Source organism: Pseudomonas sp. IT-196MI5 (assembly GCF_949767415.1).
Taxonomy (GTDB): Bacteria; Pseudomonadota; Gammaproteobacteria; order Pseudomonadales; family Pseudomonadaceae; genus Aquipseudomonas.
Map to the genome: position 1 here is coordinate 74,160 of NZ_CATKPZ010000014.1, position 17,654 is coordinate 91,813.

Genomic DNA, 17,654 nt, shown 5'->3' on the forward strand with positions numbered 1-17,654 from the left:
GCTGCTCCTGCCTGGTCTTTTTATTGTTCAGCGCGTCAATACGCGGGCATGCCGGGCCTGCCAGCCCAGCCGGATGGTCGTGTCGATTGCAAAATGGGCGAATTCGAACTGCGAGGACGGCACGCGCACGATCAGCGGTTTGTCGCTGAGCGGAGTCTGCACGTGCAGGTTGGTGTCGAGGCCGTGGTAGGCAACTTCGACGATCTTGCCGCTGACCTGATTGGCGCAATCGCCGCCCTGCTCCGTCAGCACTTGCAGGCGTTCGGGGCGCACCACCACGGCGACGGATTGGCCGGTCACCAGCGGCACGTCGGTTTCGACGCTCAGCTCCTGGCCGTTGACCCGCACCGAGTGCTGGCCCGAGCGCATGCCTTCGAGCAGGTTGCTGACGCCGATGAAGTGGGCGACAAAACGGCTGTTGGGGTTTTCGTAGAGTTCGGTCGGGCTGCCGCACTGGCAGACCTTGCCCCCGTCGAGCACGGCCATGCGGTCGGACATCACCAGGGCTTCTTCCTGGTCGTGGGTGACGATGATGAACGTGATGCCGCTCTCGTGTTGCAGGCGCTTGAGTTCCAGCTGCATCTTTTCCCGCAGCTTCTTGTCGAGGGCGCCCAAGGGTTCGTCGAGCAACAACACTCGCGGACGCTTGACCAGTGCCCGAGCCAGCGCAACGCGCTGACGCTGGCCGCCGGAAAGCTGATCGGGCTTGCGCTCGGCCAGCTCACCCAGTTGCGCGGTGCTCAGCACTTCATCGACCCGGCGGCGGATTTCGCTTTCCGGCAGGCGCTCCATTTCCAGGCCGTAGGCGATGTTCTTGCGCACGGTCATGTTGGGAAACAACGCGTAGGACTGGAACATCAGGTTCAGCGGACGCTTGTTGGCCGGCAGCGGCGAAATGTCATTGCCGTCCAGGTAGATGCAGCCACCGCTGGGGGTCTCGAAACCGGCGAGCATGCGCAGCAGCGTGGTCTTGCCGCAGCCGGACGGCCCCAGCAGCGCGAAGAACTCGTTCTCGCGGATGCTCAGCGACACCTCGTTGACCGCCAGACCGTTGCCATACGACTTGCTGACCTTGTCCAGGATCAGTACCGCAGATGAGTTATTCATGGGTGCGAGGAGCCTTGTTGAGACGCTGCGAAGCCAGCAGCGCGGTGATGCTGACCAGCATCACCAGCGTCGCCAGAGCGTTGATTTCCGGGGTGACGCCGAAGCGGATCATGGCGTAGATCTGCATGGGCAAGGTGGTGGACGCCTGGCCGGAGCCGGAGTTGAAAAAGGCGATGATGAACTCGTCCACCGACAGGGTGAACGACAGCAAACCGCCCGCCAGCACGCCGGGAAAGATCACCGGCAACAGCACTCGGCGGAAGGTGGTGAGCCAACTCGCGCCGAGATCAATCGAGGCTTCGAGAATCGAATAGTCGAAGTGCTTGAGCCGCGTGCGCACCACCGCGCAGACGAAGGCGATGTTGAACACCGCGTGACTGATGATGATCGAGTGCAGCCCCAGGCCGACCTTGAGCAGGTTGAAAAAGCTCAGCAGCGCAATCGCCAGCACGATGTCGGGAATGATCATCGGCGCCATCAGCAAGGTGTCGACCACCTGCCCCTTGTGGTTGTCCTTGCGGCGCAACTCGATGCCCAGCGCCAGGAACGTACCGAGCACGCAGGCAATGAAGGTCGCCGACAACGCCACGATCAGCGTGTTGAGCGCCGCCGACAGAATCGCCGTGTTGTGCGCCAGTGCCGCGTACCATTTCAGCGAAACGCCGCCCCAGGCGGTGGGCAAGCCGGACTTGTTGAACGACAGCAGGATCAACACCAGGATCGGTATATAAAGGAAGGCGTACACCAGACCCAGGTGCGAACCCAGCACGGTGCCGCTGACAGAACGCGACTGACTCATGAGCGCGCCCCTTCTGCACGACGGGCCACCAGGGCCTGGATGAACAACAGGATCAACATGATCGCGATCAGGAAGAAGCTCAGCGCCGCACCGAACGGCCAGTCCCGCGCCGTGAGGAATTGCGAATAGATCAGGTTGCCGACCATCTGCACCTGCTTGCCCCCCAGCAGGTCGGCGGTGATGAAGTTGCCGATGCTCAGCACAAAGACAAACACCGCGCCCGCCGCGATACCCGGCACGCTCAGCGGCAGGATGATCCGCCGGAAGGTCATCCAGCCCGAAGCACCGAGGTCTTTCGAGGCGTCCCACAATTCGTTGTTGATCCGCGACAGCGAGGAGAAAATCGCCAGGATCACAAAGGGGATGTAGTTGTAGACCAGCCCCAGCACCACCGAGGCTTCGGTGTACAGCAGGCTGATGGGTTCGCCGCTGTAGCCGAGCATTTGCAGCAGGCGGTTGATCAGGCCTTCGCGGTTGAGCAGGACGATCCAGGCGTAGGTGCGGATCAGGTAATTGCTCCAGAACGGCAGCATCACCAGAAACAGGTACACCGCCTGACGCCGCCGTGGCGCCCGGGCAATCGCATAGGCCGCCGGGTAGCCGATCAACACCGCGAACACCGTGGCCAGTCCGGCGATTTTCGCCGACTTGAGCAGGATGCCCAGGTACAGCGGATCGAACGCACGCTGGTAGTTTTCCCAGGTGAACAACCAGTCGATGCCGCCATAGGCACCGCGCTCGACGAAGCTGTAGACCAGCACCAGCAGGCACGGAATCACCAGGAACATCAGCAGCCAGCCGAAGCCGGGCGCAAGAAGCCAGGCCGACAGACGCCTGTCAGCGTGCAAAACACTCATTAACCCTATCCTCCCGCCTCAGGACAGAGGCGGCTTGCGAGCGTGGCGAGGCATGCCTCGGATCGACGTGGCGTCAGTTCTGCGCCGCCATGATTTCGGTGACGGCGCGGGTGTAGGCCTTTTGCGTGGTACCGCCCAGGTCGCGCAATTGCTCCATTTTCAGCAGTTCCACGGGGGCGATGGTCAGGTTGGGGTATTGCTTGAGCAGGTCCGCGGACAACCCGGCCATGGCCGCCTGGTTGGGGACTTTGTAGAGGATGTTTTCAGCGACCCAGGCGTGGTTTTCCTTGGCCAGCATGAAGTTGATGAACTTGAAGGCTTCGTCCTGGTGCTTCGAATTCTTGAGCACCACCATGGTGTCCACCCACAGGTCGGAACCCTCCTTGGGCACCACGAACCTGATCGCCGCGTTGGCCTGGGTGCCGTAGTTGCACCAGCCGTCCCAGGCGTGGGCCATCAGCGATTCGCCGGAGGCCAGTTTGGAATAGAAGGTGGTGTCGTCGAAGGAGAGAATGCGTTTCTTGGTGGCGATCAACTGGTCGCGAACCGCGGCGATTTGCGCGGGGTCGCTGTCGTTGACCGACCAACCCTTGGCGAGGAAACCGGCACCGAGCATCCAGCGGTCGGTGGCGAGCATCGTCACCTTGCCCTTGAGGGCATCACTCGGATTGAGCAGCTCGTTCCAGCTCTGCGGCGCCGGCGTCACCTTGTCGGAGCGATAGCAGATGCCGGTGGTGCCCCAGGTGTAAGGCACGGAAAACCGGTTGCCCTGGTCATATTCCAGGTGCGTGGCTTCGGGGTAGAGGTTTTTCAGGTTGGGGACCTTGACCGGATCGATGTCCGCCAGCAGCCCCTGTTTGTGCAGGACTTCGGCGAAAGGCGAAGAGACGAACACCACGTCGTACCCTTCACCACCGGACGCCATCAGCTTGCCCATGATTTCTTCGTTGGTGGCGTGCAGCGCCTTGTCCACGTCCACACCGCTGGCCGCCTTGAACTTCTCCAGCGCATCCGGGGCCATGTAGCCGTCCCAGATGGAAATCACCATGTCTTTCGCACTTGCAGCCTGTGAAGCGATCGCCAGGGAAACGGCCAACCCCGCGCACAGAAGATCATTCAGCTTGCTCATAAATACTCACCCGACGATTGTTTATTGTTGTGTTCGAAGGCAGTACGGCAAAACGAGAAACGATTGCTTGTGTTTTTTTTTAGAAATTAGGACCAGTATCAAAAGATGTCAACGCATTTTTTCGGCCTGACGATTGGCCGGCGCATGGCATAAGATGAGCAACCGAGCCCCACAGCGGATCACAACGAGAAAAGACGCTTGAGCACGACAGCCGAAAAAAAACCGCGCACCAATCACCTGGAACTGGCCCGGCGCATCCTCGAACACACTCAGGAAAGCGGCTTGGTGGCTGGCGACCCGGTGGCCGAACAGGCCCTGGCCCGGACCTTCCAGGTCTCGCGCACGCTGATTCGCGGCGCGCTGAAAGTGCTGCTGGAAGAAAACCTGCTGAGTCATGAAGCCGGCAAGGGCTACCGATTGCTGGCATCGCCGACAGGCCAGGCGTTCAACGCCGCCTTGCCCCAGGCCGAGGAAGAAGAACTGGCCGCCTCAGTGCTGCGCGACCGCATGGCCGGGCGCCTGGGCGACAGCATCAGCATCAGCGAACTGATGCGCCGCTACGACATCGGCCGGCCGGCGGCGCAAAAGGCCCTGCAGCAATTGAGCGAAAGCCAGGCCATCGAGCGCGGCCCCGGCCAGTCCTGGCTGTTTCGCCCGTCACTGAACAGCCTGGCCGCCCTCGAAGAAAGCCTGAAATTCCGCCTGATTCTCGAACCCGAAGCCTTGCTCAGCCCGAGCTTCAATGCCGACCCGCAACGCCTGGCCCTGCTGCGCAGCGCCATGCAAAGCCTGCTCTCGAGCCCCGTGGAAGACTTCGATATCCAGCAGTTTCGCGAACTGGACATCAGCTTCCACGAACTGCTGGCCCAGAGCTGCGGCAACCGCTTCATCAGCGATGCCCTGCTCCAGCACCAGGGCCTGCGCCGCTTGCCGAACCTGCTGCCATCGGTGAGCGTGCACCGCCTGCAGGAAGCGCTGCGCGAACACCTGCAAATCATCGCGCAGATCGAACGCGGGCAGATGGAGATCGCCGCCGACCTGCTGCGCCTGCACCTGCGCCTGAGCGCCGCGCAACGCCCGCAAACTGCCAACCGCGGCATCCCGCAAAGTCATCTGTTTGGGCGTCGCTAACCGATTCGCAAAAACATGATGATTTTTTTTTGAAAATAAGACAGCATCAAAAACACCTTCAGGAGCGGCGGGTCTGACCCGCCATGGACAGTCCCTCGCCATGCAAAAACAAAAACTGATCGCCCTGTTTCCGGAAGCCAGTTTCGGCGCGGCCTTGAACTGCATTGGTATCGCTCAGTCGCTACGTGAACTGGGCGCCAGGCCGGTGTTCATCTGTCATGAACATTTCCAGGGGCTGTTCGCCGAATACGGTTTCGACGAGTACCCGATTCCGCAAGTGAGCCCATTGTCGGCGGCGGAACACCAGCACTACTGGGAGCGCTTCATCGAGCGCAGCATTCCGTACTTCGACCAGACCCCGCTGGCGCAGATCGACAGCTACGTGGCGCCGGCCTGGGAAGCGATCATCGACACCGCCATCGAGGCGGAAAAGCCCTTGCAGCAGTTGCTCGCACGCCTCAAGCCCGACGTGATCGTGCTCGACAACGTGGTGATGTTCCCGGCCATCGTCAACGCCGGTTGCCCGTGGGTGCGGATGGTGTCCTGCGCTGAAACCGAGCTGCCGGATACGGCCGTTCCGCCGTACCTGTCCGGCTGCCTGGCCAGCGACACAGCGGCCTGCGAGCGTTACTCCGAGCAATACCTCAAAGCCGTCGCACCGGCCCATGAACGCTTTTCGCAGTTTCTCCTCGGCAACAGCACTGCGCCGTGCCCTGCGGGGCAGTTCCTCACCGATTCACCGTGGCTCAATCTGCTGCTGTCACCGACGCTCGTGCGCTATGAGCGCCAGCATCCGCTCGATCCGCAGCGCTACGTCTACCTCGACGGCTGCGTACGACGGGAAGCACCGTACATCGTGCCGGACTTTCCACGGCACAACGACGCGCCGCTGATCTACCTCAGCTTCGGCAGCCTCGGCGCCGCCGACACCGGGATGATGAAGCGCCTGATCAGCACAATCGAAACCTTGCCGTACCGCTTCCTGGTCAACGTCGGCGCCTACCGCGACATGTACACCACCGTGCCGGACAACGTGTACCTCGACAGCTGGTTTGCCCAGCCGGCGGTGCTCAAGGAATGCGATGCGTTCATCCATCACGGTGGCAACAACAGCTTCTGCGAAGCGCTGTATTTCGGGCTGCCGTCGCTGATCATCCCCTATTGCTGGGACGGCCACGACAACGCCGCCCGCGCCGAGGAAGTCGGTGTCGGCCGCTATCTGCCGCGCTTTGCCGATCCCGTGGCCGCCCTGCCCGCGGCCCTTGAACAGTTGCTGGGCGACCAAGCGATGAAACAACGCCTCAAAACGTTCAGCGAGCGCATGCAGGCGACCCGCGGCACCGACATTGCCGCACGCGCGATCCTGGCGCTTCCAGACCTCTAGCCAAAACAACAAAAAACCGTCGGGCAACCGAACGCAATCGTCGCTGCCCGACACACCGCCGGAGTTTCAGCATGAAAGCCCCACCGCGTCTCGATGCGCTCGACCACGTCCGGCCCCATCCCTTTTGGCAGGACACCGTCACCCCGCCGCCTGCCGCACCTTCCGTAGCCGGAACCGTGCAATGCGACCTGGCGGTGGTCGGCGGTGGATTTACCGGATTGTGGACGGCGCTGCAGGCGCGCCAGCGTAGCCCCGGGCTGAGCATCGCGATCATCGAGGCGCGCCGTTGCGGCGGTCAGGCCAGCGGACGCAACGGCGGTTTCTGCGCGCCGAGCATTTCCCATGGCGTTTCCAACGCGCTCAAGCGTTGGCCGGATGAAGCAGAGCAACTGATCCGCCTCGGCCGGCAGAACCTCGATGAACTGGCCGCCGACCTGCAACGCTTTGGCATGCACGTCGAGTTCGAACGCCAGGGCAAGCTCAACGTCGCCAGCCAGCCGTGGCAGATCGACGGGCTACGATCGATGCAGCGTAACTATGCGCGATTCGGCATCGACTGCCAGTGGCTGGAAGGCAGGGATCTGGCACAAAAGCTTGATTCACCGACGTATGCAGCCGGTCTGTTCGAGCCCAATTACGCCCTGCTCAATCCGGCGAAAATGGCCGCTGAATTGCGCCGCGTTTGCCTTGAACAAGGCATTCAACTGTTCGAAAACAGCCCGGTCCTGCAACTGGATGCGGACAAAGACAAACTGCACCTGCGTATAGAAAGCGGCGAAGTGACCGCTGGAAAAATCGCCCTCGCCACCAACATCGCCCCGCCGCTGCTCGGCCATCTGGCATCGAGCGTGATCCCGGTCTACGACTACAGCCTGGTCAGCGAACCCTTGAGCGATGCGCAGCTGCAAGCCATCGGCTGGACCGGCCGCTACGGCATCGCCGACGCCGGCAACCAGTTCCACTACCTGCGCAAGACCGCCGACAACCGCATTCTCTGGGCCGGCTTTGATGCCATCTACCATTTCGGCGGACGCCGCGACGAGGCACTGACCCAGCGCCCGCAAAGCTTCCAGCGCCTGGCCGAACAATTTCAACAGACTTTTCCGGCCCTGGGCGATGTGCGTTTCAGCCATGCCTGGGGCGGCATCATCGACACCTCCGCGCGCACCACGATGTTTACCGGTTGCGAGCACCAGGGCCGCGTCGCCTATGCCTTGGGCTTCACCGGGCAAGGAGTGTCCGCCAGTCGCTTTGCCGCATTGAACATGCTCGACCTGCTGGCCGGCGAGCGCACCGAACGCACCGAGCTGCTGATGACCTCCAAGGCGCCGTTGCGCTTTCCCCCCGAACCCTTGCGTTATGTCGGGGTGAAACTGGCCCAGCGCTCACTGGCGCGCGAAGACCGCGACGGTCACCGCGACCTGCTGCTCAAGACCTTCGATGCCTTTGGCATCGGTTTCGATTCCTGATCCGGAGACCACCATGTCCACAGCCTTGCCCCGGCATGTCCTCGACTTCGCCAGCGACCTTGCCCCCCGTGAAACTGAAATCAACGACCCGGCCGTGGTCGACGCGCCTTATCGCAGCAAGAGTTGGCGGCACTTTGTGGCACCCGGGAAAAACGCCGTGGCCGGCATCTGGGAGGCAGGACCGCACCGGGAGCGCTGCCAGTGCGATTACGACGAGCTGTGTCACATCCTTGAAGGCACGGTGCGTCTGACCGATGCCGAGGGCGTCGCGCGCACGTTCGGCCCCGGCGATTCGTTCGTGGTCGCCAGCGGGTTCAATGGCACCTGGGAAAACCTCACCCCGGTGCGCAAGGTCTACTTCATCCTCGGCTAACGCACCTGATTACGCCCGTTGCGCTTGGCCTGATACAGCGCATCGTCGGCACGGGTCAGCAGGCTCTCCGGCGTGTCACCGGGTTGAGCATGGGCCACGCCGAACGACGCGGTGATGGTGTCCAGCACCGTGTCGGTGCCCCGGGCCTTGACCCGCAGCGCCTGGATTTTCAGACGCAGGCGCTCGGCAAAGGCAGCGACGGCCGCCAGATCCGGGCAATCCTTGAGCACGACACAGAATTCTTCACCACCGTAACGCGCAGCAATGGCCTGGGCCGGCAGCGAGTCTCGCAACACCCGGGCGACATGCTGAAGCACACGGTCACCCAGGGGATGGCCGTACTGGTCGTTGAAGTGTTTAAAGTGGTCGATATCCAGCATCACCAGCGCCACGCCGGTCGCCGCGTTGCTCATCGCCTGCTCGAGATTGCGGTTGAAGGTGGTGCGGTTGAGCAATTCGGTCAGGCCATCGAGGGTCGCGGCCAGTTGGACGCGTTCCAGTTTGTCCCGCAGGCTTTTGATCTCGTGTTGCGCCGACTGCAGCCGGGAGAGGAAGTGTTCCTGCTGACTCTGCATCAGTTGGGTGCTTTGTTGCAGCTGGATCAGGATGCTCGGCAAGCGCTCGCTGGCGGGTTCTTCAAGCATTTGCAGGTATTGGTCGAGGTTGGCCTGGAAATTCTGATTGCCCTTCACGCTGCGCGAAACATCGCGCTCCATGTCGTCGACCAGGTTGATCGCTTCCTGTTGCCCGGAACGGGCGTCCGCCAGTTCATCGCGGATGATGTACTCGCGAAACAGTCTGGTGGCCGACTCCGGCGGGAAATAGTCGAAATCGTTGACCACCCGGTCCAGGTGCCGATTGAGTTCCGGCTCCTGGCCTTTGCTGTAGGTGTACCAGAGCGCGTAGTGCACCGGGTTGGGCGCAATGTTGTGACGAACCATCAGCGGCACTGCCTGCTTGAGCAACGCCGCCGCCTCGCGGGAGTCTTCTGGGTACAGCGCTAGAACAGTCGCACGCGTGTCGGATGGGTTCATGGTTTCACTGTGATTGTTTTTATTTGGCGATTGGCAAACTCGCTGAGCATAACCATACGCCCGAAAAACGACCATCCCGAATTACACAATCATTTCAACCCGGTACGCCCGAGGTATTGCACCCAGCTTTTCTGTAGGAGCGAGCCTGCTCGCGATGGCGGTGGATCAGTCAACGAAGATGTTGAAGATGATGGCCTCATCGCGAGCAGGCTCGCTCCTACAGGGAGCCGTGTGCGCTGCATTATTATTGTGGGAGCCAGCCTGCTGGCGATGGCGGTGCATCAGTCAACGACGATGTTGAAGCTGATGGCCTCATCGCGAGCAGGCTCGCTCCCACAGGGGTCCTGTGTTTTAACTGACTACCATCACCACTGCGCGCAGGCGGCAAAGCTTGAACCCGAGGTTTTGCACGAGGCTTTTTTGTAGGAGCGAGCCTGCTCGCGATGGCGGTGCATCAGTCAACGAAGATGTTGGATCTGATGGCCTCATCGTCGGAACGCCGCCCGGAGCAGGCTCGCTCCCACACGGTTACGTGGTGCCTGTATCAGCGTGCAGCCCAGGCGTTGAAGCGCTGTTCAAGCTCTTCGCCATGGTCGACCCAGAACTCCGCGTCCACGGCCCGCGCGCCGGCCAGGTTGGCCGCGGCGGTCGGCAGTTGCTCCTGCACGTCCTTGGGCAGCAATGGCAGGGTCTGGCGATGCACCGGCCCGTAGGGGATGGTTTCCGAGAAGACTTTTTGCGTCTGCGGCTGACTGGCAAACGCGATGAAGTTTTCCGCCAGCGCCTTGTTCGGCGTGCCTTTGACCACCGCCCAGTATTCCGGGTCGTACAGGCTCTGCGGCCAGACGATGCTCAGTTTCATGCCTTCCTTTTGCGCCGAGGCAATCCGCCCGTTGTAGGCCGCGCTCATGACCACGTCGCCGGCCACCAGCCATTGCGCCGGCTGTGCGCCCGCCTCCCACCACTGGATGTTCGGCTTGATCTGGTCGAGTTTGGCAAAGGCCCGCGTCACGCCTTGCGGGGTGTTCAAGACTTTGTAAACGTCGTCCGCCTTGACGCCGTCGGCCAGCAAGGCGATTTCCAGGGTGTACTTGGCGCTCTTGCGCAGGCCGCGTTTGCCCGGGAAGTCGGCGACATTCCAGAAGTCCGCCCAGGACTGCGGCGCCTTGGCCTGCTTGCTCTGGTCATAGGCCATGACCATCGACCAGACGTATGTGGCCACCCCGCACTCGGTCAGTGCACCGGGCACGAAGTTCGCCGAATCACCGAAGCGTCCCGCATCGAGCTTCTCGAACAGGCCCTCCTCGCAACCACGCAACAGCTCGGGGCTTTCGACTTCCACCACGTCCCAACTGGTGTGGCCGGCAGAGACCATGGCCTTGATCTTCGACAGCTCGCCGTTGTACTCACCGGCGATGATGTTGCCCGCGCCGCTGGCGTTAAAGGGCTGGAAATAGGCTTTATCCTGAGCCTGTTTGGTAGCACCACCGAAGGAAATCACGGTGAGGTCCTGGGGGGCCGCCCACACACTGGCACTCAACACCGCCAGGGCAAACGGAACACTGCAACGCAAGGATCTGGACATGGATCGCTTCCTCGGGCCTTGTCGACCCTTTGTTGTCATGGGTGTTCGGATTCACTCAAGTACGCCGCCAGGCGATCCATCAGGCGGTCGCAGGCTGCCATCTGTTCGACGCGGACAAATTCATCGGGCTTGTGTCCCTGGTCCATGCTGCCGGGACCGCAGACCACCGAAGGAATGCCGGCCTGATCGAACAGCCCGCCTTCGGTGCCAAAGGCCACGGTGCTGAACTCGTCACTGCCGCATAGCCGGGCAATCAGCCGGGCCGCCGCGCTGTCGGTGGGTGTCGCCAGGCCCGGATAGGCCGAGATTTTTTCAAAGCGGATGCCGGTATCGGTGTCCACGGCCTGCATGGCCGGCAGCAACGTCTGCTCGGCGTAGTCCTGCAGTTCATCGACGACCACTTGCGGGGCGAAGTCCGGCAAGGCGCGGATCTCGAAATCGAAACGGCAGTCCGCTGGCACGATGTTCAGCGCCGTACCGCCCTGGATCACTCCGACCTGCACGGTCGAGAACGCCGGATCGAAGCGTTTGTCGTGCAATGGCGGCCGGGCCAGGGTGGCGCCGATGTCGCCCAGCCGACCGATCAGGCGCGCGGCCTGCTCGATGGCATTGACCCCATAAGGTGCGTAGGCCGAATGACAGGCGGCGCCGCGCACATGACAGCGCATCGCCAGTTTGCCCTTGTGGCCGAGCACCGGCTTGAGCTCGGTCGGCTCGCCGATCAGACACAGCGCCGGTGCCGGGATCCGTTGCGGCAACACTTCCAGCAAACCGCGCACGCCGAGGCAACCGATCTCTTCGTCATAGGAAAACGCCAGGTGCACCGGGCGCTTCAAAGGGCTGGCCAGAAACATCGGCACAGCGGCCAGCACCGAAGCCAGATAGCCTTTCATGTCAGCCGTGCCGCGGCCGTAAAGCTTGCCGTCCGCTTCGCTCAGGCAGAACGGTTCGACCGTCCAGGCCTGGCCATCCACCGGCACCACGTCGGTGTGCCCGGACAGCACGATGCCGCCGGCCACACGCGGGCCGACCGTGGCCAACAGATTGGCCTTGGTCCGCTCGGCGTTGTAGATCAGTTCGCAATCCACGCCCAGTTCGTGCAGGTAGTCGCGCACGAACTCGATCAGCGCAAGGTTCGAATCGCGGCTGACCGTGGCGAACCCGATCAGTCGCGCGAGCATGGCGCGGCTGCGCAACTCACTCATCGCCGGGCACTCCATACGCGGGGGCCAGGGTCGGATTGAGGGCGCGGGTCAGGTAGTCCTGCAATTGCGGCTCGTAGGCCGTCCACAGTTTGCCTAGCTCGCCGATCGGGTTTTCATCGGCCCAATCCACCCGCAGGTCGACCATCGGCCAGGTCAGGTCACCCACCACCGACAACGCCGCCGAGTGCACCGCGCCGGCTTCGCCGCCCGCATCCTGCCCGGCCTGCAAGGCGTTCATCAGCCGGATGGCGAGGCAGCCTTCGCTGTTTTCGAACGCCGCGACCATCGCCTCGATCACCCCACTGTTGGCCAGCAGGTTGCCGGCCGCCACGCATTGCTCGCCGGCCACAGCGTTATTGATGCCCAGGGCATGGTTGCCGCTGAACACCGCCGTGCGCCCGTGGGCATCGACCACCGCCACCTGGCGGTATTGGCTGTAGCCATTGCGGGTCAATGAATGGTCCAGCGCCTGGGGTGGCGCGGTGCCGCCCGCCAGTTCATCGAGGATCTGCGGGCCGAGGGCCGGCAGCGTGATGTTCTGGCTCGACACCGCGCCGACCCCGGCCCGCAACCAGGGGCAGCGCGCGCCGACGGCAATGCTCGAAGAGCTGATGGCAATGCCCAGCTGACCGGTCTCGGCGCAGCGACCCACGATGGAAAAAGTCATGGCCAATTCCTTATTCAGGGATGACAGCGATCACATCGATTTCCATCAGCCACTGCGGCTGGCCGAGGGCGCTGACCACCAGGCCGGTGGAAATCGGGAACACGCCCTTGAGCCACTTGCCGACCTCCTGGTACACCGGCTCGCGGTAGCGCGGGTCGATCAGGTAAGTCGTGGTCTTGACGATGTGGCTCAGGTCGCTGCCCGCCTCTTCGAGCAGTTGCTTGACGTTGCGCATGGCCTGCTCGGCCTGGGCACGCGGATCACCGAGGCCTACCAGTTGACCGTTGAAATCGGTGCCGACCTGACCACGCACATACACGGTGTTGCCAGCGCGCACGGCCTGGCACAGGTCGTTGTCCAGCGTCTGGTTCGGGTAGGTGTCCTTGGTGTTGAACATGCGGATGCGGGTATGAGTAGGCATTAACGAACTCCCATGAGGCTGGCTTTCTGTAGAGGTGCACGGGCGGCGTCGGCCTGACGCTGGGTCGCATCCCGATAGTTGAGATAGGTGTGCTGTTTAACGATGTGATCGGCGATGTGCTTGGCGTCATGCCAAACGCCCCAGATAAACGCGGAGCCACGACGGGACTGCCACGGCAACCCGACGAAATACACCCCCGGCTCGGCCGATACGCCGCGCTGGTGCCGGGGTTTGCCGTTTTCCTTGAAGGCATCGACCTTCAGCCAGCTGTAATCGGTGGAGTAACCGGTGGCCCAGATGATCGTAGTGACGCCGGCCTGGAGCAGGTCCAGCTCCAGGATTGGATTCGTCACGCAATCCGGGTCCGCCAGCATGGCCCGGGCTTCGGGTTCCAGCGGCAGGTCCAGACCGTTGCGTTCGATGTAGGCGTCGGCCTTGTCGAGCAGCGCCAGGTAGTTTTCATCGCCACGCCGGATGTTGTCGGCGAGGTTGTCTTCGAAACTCACCACAGCGCCGTTGAACGACAGGGTCAGGCCGACCAGGGTCATGCCCTGATGGGCCAGGCGGCGGAAGTCCACGGTGTGGCCGCCACGGGCACCGCTCACGGCGATGGTCACGTGTTCCTTGCCCGGCTGCATGGCTTCGGCGTCCCACTCGCCGAGCACCCCCAGCCACCAGCAGAAATCACGGTTGCGATAGGCACGCGGCGGTCGGTCGTGGGCGCCGACCGACAGGTAGACCTGTTTGCCGCAGCGTTGCAGCTCATCGGCGATCTGCACCCCCGAAGAGCCAGCGCCCACCACCAGCACCGCGCCTTCGGCCAGTTGCTGCGGATTGAAGTATTGGGCGGAGTGAATCTGGGTGATGCCGGCGATTTGCGGAGCAATCGGCGGGATTGCCGGGCGCTGGAACGGACCGGTGGCGACCACCACATGCCTGGCCTCGATCACACCGTCAGAAGTTTCAACGGTGAAACCCGGGCGGTCGGCGTTGCGTTCGACTTTCTTGACTTCAACGCCGGTGCGGATCGGCGCATTGAACTTGCGGGCGTAGGCTTCGAAGTACTCGGCCACCTGCTCTTTTCCGGCGAAGGCATCCGGGTCCAGACCGTCGAATTCCAGCCCCGGAAAACGGTCGTGCCAGGCCGGACCGTTGGCCACCAGCGAATCCCAGCGGCCGGTGCGCCAGGCTTCGGCGATACGATTGCGCTCCACAACGAGGTGCGGCACACCGAGCTTGCTCAGGTGTTCGCTCATGGCCACGCCGGCCTGGCCGGCGCCAACTACAAGCGTATCAATTTCGATCTTGTCAACTGTCATGGCTGTGCACTTCTGAAAGGTGGTTTGATTCAGGTCGGTCATGGCTGCCGCCTCGATTCTGATCACTGTTGTTCTTCTGCTGCGGCTATCGGTGTCAGGGTGTTGGCCGCATTCTGTTCGGAGCCGGGAAATAGCGAAATTATGTTTTTTGTGGTCGCTGGCGAGGAAAAAGCGTCGAGGCGACCGGTTGGCTGTGCAAGGTTGCGGTCGACCCGATCCCGGCCTATGGTCCAAGCGATGCATTGCCCGCGACCGACGCGAAGACCCGGCGCGGATTGCTGTCCATCCAGTGCGGATTTACGCAAGGAGTGATGACATGCCCGACAATTCCCGTCCTGCCGTGCTCGAACTGATTGGCAACACGCCTTTGGTGCGCGTCAGCCGTTTCGATACCGGCCCGTGCACGCTGTTTCTCAAACTCGAATCCCAGAACCCCGGCGGTTCGATCAAGGACCGCATCGGTCTGGCGATGATCGATGTCGCCGAACGCGATGGTCGCCTGCGCCCCGGCGGCACCATTGTCGAAGCCACCGCCGGCAACACCGGGCTGGGCCTGGCCCTGGTCGGCCGCGCCAAGGGCTACCGGGTGGTGCTGGTGGTGCCGGACAAGATGTCCACCGAGAAGGTCCTGCACCTCAAGGCCATGGGCGCTGAGGTGCACATCACCCGTTCCGATGTCGGCAAGGGCCATCCCGAGTATTACCAGGACGTCGCCGCGCGGCTGGCCGCGGACATTCCCGATGCGTTCTTCGCCGACCAGTTCAACAACCCCGCCAACCCGCTGGCTCACGAATGCAGCACCGCGCCGGAGATCTGGGCGCAGACCCAGCACGATGTGGACGCCATCGTCGTCGGCGTCGGCTCGGCCGGCACCCTCACCGGCCTGACCCGTTTCTTCAAACGCGTGCAGCCAGACCTGGAAATGGTCCTGGCCGACCCGGTCGGCTCGGTGATGGCCGAGTACAGCCGCAATGGCACCCTCCCCACCCCCGGTTCCTGGGCGGTGGAAGGCATCGGCGAAGACTTCATTCCGTCGATTGCCGACCTGTCCAGCGTGCGCCACGCCTATTCGATCAGCGACGAAGAAAGCTTCGACCACGCCCGCCAGTTGCTGCGCGCCGAAGGCATTCTCGGCGGCTCGTCGACCGGCACCTTGCTGGCCGCCGCCCTGCGTTACTGCCGCGAACAGACCCAGCCGAAACGGGTGGTCAGCTTCGTCTGCGACACCGGTACGCGTTATTTGTCGAAGGTCTACAACGACCAGTGGATGAACGATCAGGGCCTGCTGCAACGCAAGCACTACGGCAACTTGCGCGACTTGATCGCGCGGCGCTTCGAGGACGGCCGGGTGATCAGCGTCGGCCCGGATGACACGCTACTGACGGCTTTTCAACGCATGCGCCTGGCGGATGTGTCGCAACTGCCGGTGCTGGTGAACGGCAAACAACTGGTCGGCGTGATCGACGAGTCCGACATCCTGCTGGGCGTGCACGAAGACGTTGCGCACTTTCGCAAGGCCGTCTCCAGCGCCATGACCGACAAACTGCAAACCCTGTCCCCCGACGCCACGCTGGCTGAACTGGAGGCAGAGCTGGGCCGTGGGCTGGTGGCGATCATCCAGGACGCCTCGGGCTTCCACGGCCTGATTACCCGAACCGACATGCTCAATCACCTGCGGAGATCCCTGCCATGAGTCAACAGGATAAAAACGCCCCGCCACAGGGCTTCGCCACCCGGGTGATCCACGCCGGGCAAGCGCCGGACCCTTCGACCGGGGCGCTGATGCCGCCGATCTACGCCAACTCCACCTACCTGCAACAGAGCCCCGGGGTGCACAAAGGCCTGGACTACGGGCGTTCGCACAACCCGACGCGCTGGGCCCTGGAGCGCTGCGTGGCCGACCTCGAAGGCGGCACCCGGGGCTTTGCCTTCGCCTCGGGGCTGGCGAGCATTTCCACGGTGCTGGAGCTGCTCGACGCCGGATCGCACATCGTCTCGGGTAACGATCTGTACGGCGGCACCTTCCGCCTGTTCGACAAGGTGCGCCAGCGCAGCGCCGGGCACCGCTTCAGCTTCGTCGACCTGACCGACCTGGCGGCGTTCGAGGCCTCCCTGCAAGACGACACCCGGATGGTCATGGTCGAGACCCCGAGCAATCCGCTGCTGCGCCTCACTGACCTGGCCGCCATCGCCCGCACCTGCCGCGCGCGCGGCATCATCTGCGTGGCCGACAACACCTTCGCCAGCCCGTGGATCCAGCGCCCGCTGGAGCTGGGTTTCGACATCGTGCTGCACTCGACCACCAAATACCTCAACGGCCACTCCGACGTGATCGGCGGCATCGCCGTGGTCGGGCAGAACGCCGAACTGGCCGAGCGCCTGGGCTTCCTGCAAAACGCCGTCGGCGCCATCGCCGGCCCGTTCGACGCCTTCCTCACCCTGCGCGGGGTGAAGACCCTGGCCCTGCGCATGGAGCGCCATTGCAGCAACGCACTGGAGCTGGCGCAGTGGCTGGAACGCCAGCCGCAAGTCTCACGGGTCTATTACCCCGGCCTGCCGTCACACCCGCAACACGAACTGGCCCAACGGCAAATGCGCGGTTTCGGCGGGATGATTGCCCTCGACCTCAACAGCGACCTGGCCGGCGCCAAACGCTTCCTTGAGAGCGTGCAGATCTTCGCCCTGGCCGAGAGCCTGGGCGGCGTGGAAAGCCTGATCGAACACCCGGCGATCATGACCCACGCCACCATCCCGCCCGATACCCGTGCGGAACTGGGGATCGGCGACGGGTTGGTGCGGTTGTCGGTGGGGGTTGAGGATGTCGAGGACTTGCGGGCTGATTTGGCGCAGGCGTTGGCGCGGATGTAATTCACCTGAGTTGTGGGACACCGCAAAACCTGTGGGAGCGAGCCTGCTCGCGATAGCGGTGGATCAGTCGATACTGATGCTGAATGACACGCCGTTATCGCGAGCAAGCCCGCTCCCACACTTTTGAATTTCTGTCATGCAAAAATTGGCTGTTCACCAGAGCCCCCCTGTGGGAGCGAGCTTGCTCGCGAAAGCGGTGGATCAGTCGATATTGATGCTGACTGACACTCCGCAATCGCGAGCAGGCTCGCTCCCACACTTTTGAATTTCTGTCATGCAAAAATTGGCTGTTCACCAGAGCCCCCC

The 17,654-nt window shown here is 62.8% G+C and carries 16 protein-coding genes; 6 read left to right on the plus strand and 10 right to left on the minus strand.

Going from position 1 to position 17,654, the window contains the following annotated elements:
- Window positions 1-27: 27 nt before the first annotated feature.
- From ACM6IK_RS12285 to ACM6IK_RS12300, 4 genes are all read right to left on the minus strand, one after another.
- Window positions 28-1,107, minus strand: coding sequence for an ABC transporter ATP-binding protein (locus ACM6IK_RS12285; RefSeq protein ID WP_414874540.1), 1,080 nt, complete (start codon window positions 1,105-1,107; stop codon window positions 28-30).
- Window positions 1,100-1,906, minus strand: coding sequence for an ABC transporter permease (locus ACM6IK_RS12290; RefSeq protein ID WP_414874541.1), 807 nt, complete (start codon window positions 1,904-1,906; stop codon window positions 1,100-1,102). Before ACM6IK_RS12290 ends, ACM6IK_RS12285 begins: the two co-directional genes overlap by 8 nt.
- The gene (locus ACM6IK_RS12295) at window positions 1,903-2,763 is read right to left on the minus strand and encodes an ABC transporter permease (RefSeq protein ID WP_414874542.1); all 861 of its coding nucleotides are present in this window, start codon (window positions 2,761-2,763) and stop codon (window positions 1,903-1,905) included. Before ACM6IK_RS12295 ends, ACM6IK_RS12290 begins: the two co-directional genes overlap by 4 nt.
- Before the next feature lie 73 nt (window positions 2,764-2,836).
- Complete coding sequence (locus tag ACM6IK_RS12300) at window positions 2,837-3,892, minus strand: spermidine/putrescine ABC transporter substrate-binding protein (protein ID WP_414874543.1); 1,056 nt, start codon at window positions 3,890-3,892, stop codon at window positions 2,837-2,839.
- 198 nt (window positions 3,893-4,090) lie between these two features.
- On the opposite strand from ACM6IK_RS12300, the gene ACM6IK_RS12305 reads away from it, so the two are divergent.
- From ACM6IK_RS12305 to ACM6IK_RS12320, 4 genes are all read left to right on the plus strand, one after another.
- Window positions 4,091-5,023 carry an FCD domain-containing protein gene (locus ACM6IK_RS12305; protein WP_414874544.1) on the plus strand — a complete coding sequence of 311 codons (933 nt, stop codon included), beginning with the start codon at window positions 4,091-4,093 and terminating at the stop codon, window positions 5,021-5,023.
- A gap of 100 nt (window positions 5,024-5,123) precedes the next feature.
- The gene (locus ACM6IK_RS12310; protein ID WP_414874545.1) at window positions 5,124-6,407 is read left to right on the plus strand and encodes a nucleotide disphospho-sugar-binding domain-containing protein; all 1,284 of its coding nucleotides are present in this window, start codon (window positions 5,124-5,126) and stop codon (window positions 6,405-6,407) included.
- 71 nt (window positions 6,408-6,478) lie between these two features.
- Window positions 6,479-7,876 (plus strand): NAD(P)/FAD-dependent oxidoreductase, encoded by a 1,398-nt coding sequence (locus ACM6IK_RS12315; protein WP_414874546.1) that lies wholly within the window; start codon window positions 6,479-6,481, stop codon window positions 7,874-7,876.
- 13 nt (window positions 7,877-7,889) lie between these two features.
- Window positions 7,890-8,249, plus strand: a complete 360-nt coding sequence (locus ACM6IK_RS12320) for a cupin domain-containing protein (RefSeq protein ID WP_414874547.1) — start codon at window positions 7,890-7,892, stop codon at window positions 8,247-8,249.
- Here the strand turns inward: ACM6IK_RS12320 and ACM6IK_RS12325 are convergent.
- From ACM6IK_RS12325 to ACM6IK_RS12350, 6 genes are all read right to left on the minus strand, one after another.
- Window positions 8,246-9,283, minus strand: a complete 1,038-nt coding sequence (locus tag ACM6IK_RS12325) for a GGDEF domain-containing protein (RefSeq protein ID WP_414874548.1) — start codon at window positions 9,281-9,283, stop codon at window positions 8,246-8,248. The two genes, ACM6IK_RS12320 and ACM6IK_RS12325, sit on opposite strands and share 4 nt — an antisense overlap.
- A gap of 544 nt (window positions 9,284-9,827) precedes the next feature.
- Window positions 9,828-10,868 (minus strand): ABC transporter substrate-binding protein, encoded by a 1,041-nt coding sequence (locus ACM6IK_RS12330; RefSeq protein ID WP_414874549.1) that lies wholly within the window; start codon window positions 10,866-10,868, stop codon window positions 9,828-9,830.
- Between the two features lie 35 nt (window positions 10,869-10,903).
- The gene (gene argE / locus ACM6IK_RS12335) at window positions 10,904-12,073 is read right to left on the minus strand and encodes an acetylornithine deacetylase (protein WP_414874550.1); all 1,170 of its coding nucleotides are present in this window, start codon (window positions 12,071-12,073) and stop codon (window positions 10,904-10,906) included.
- Window positions 12,066-12,740 carry a DUF1028 domain-containing protein gene (locus tag ACM6IK_RS12340; protein WP_414874551.1) on the minus strand — a complete coding sequence of 225 codons (675 nt, stop codon included), beginning with the start codon at window positions 12,738-12,740 and terminating at the stop codon, window positions 12,066-12,068. The genes argE and ACM6IK_RS12340 overlap by 8 nt, the downstream gene beginning before the upstream one ends.
- 10 nt (window positions 12,741-12,750) lie before the next feature.
- Window positions 12,751-13,161: a RidA family protein gene (locus tag ACM6IK_RS12345; RefSeq protein ID WP_003201555.1), complete on the minus strand. Its 411-nt coding sequence runs from the start codon at window positions 13,159-13,161 to the stop codon at window positions 12,751-12,753.
- On the minus strand, window positions 13,161-14,522 hold the full coding sequence (locus ACM6IK_RS12350; protein WP_414874552.1) for a flavin-containing monooxygenase: 1,362 nt from the start codon (window positions 14,520-14,522) through the stop codon (window positions 13,161-13,163). The genes ACM6IK_RS12345 and ACM6IK_RS12350 overlap by 1 nt, the downstream gene beginning before the upstream one ends.
- Window positions 14,523-14,796: 274 nt before the next feature.
- On the opposite strand from ACM6IK_RS12350, the gene ACM6IK_RS12355 reads away from it, so the two are divergent.
- Window positions 14,797-16,173: a pyridoxal-phosphate dependent enzyme gene (locus ACM6IK_RS12355; protein ID WP_414874553.1), complete on the plus strand. Its 1,377-nt coding sequence runs from the start codon at window positions 14,797-14,799 to the stop codon at window positions 16,171-16,173.
- On the plus strand, window positions 16,170-17,348 hold the full coding sequence (locus ACM6IK_RS12360; protein WP_414874554.1) for a trans-sulfuration enzyme family protein: 1,179 nt from the start codon (window positions 16,170-16,172) through the stop codon (window positions 17,346-17,348). Before ACM6IK_RS12355 ends, ACM6IK_RS12360 begins: the two co-directional genes overlap by 4 nt.
- Window positions 17,349-17,654 lie beyond the last annotated feature (306 nt).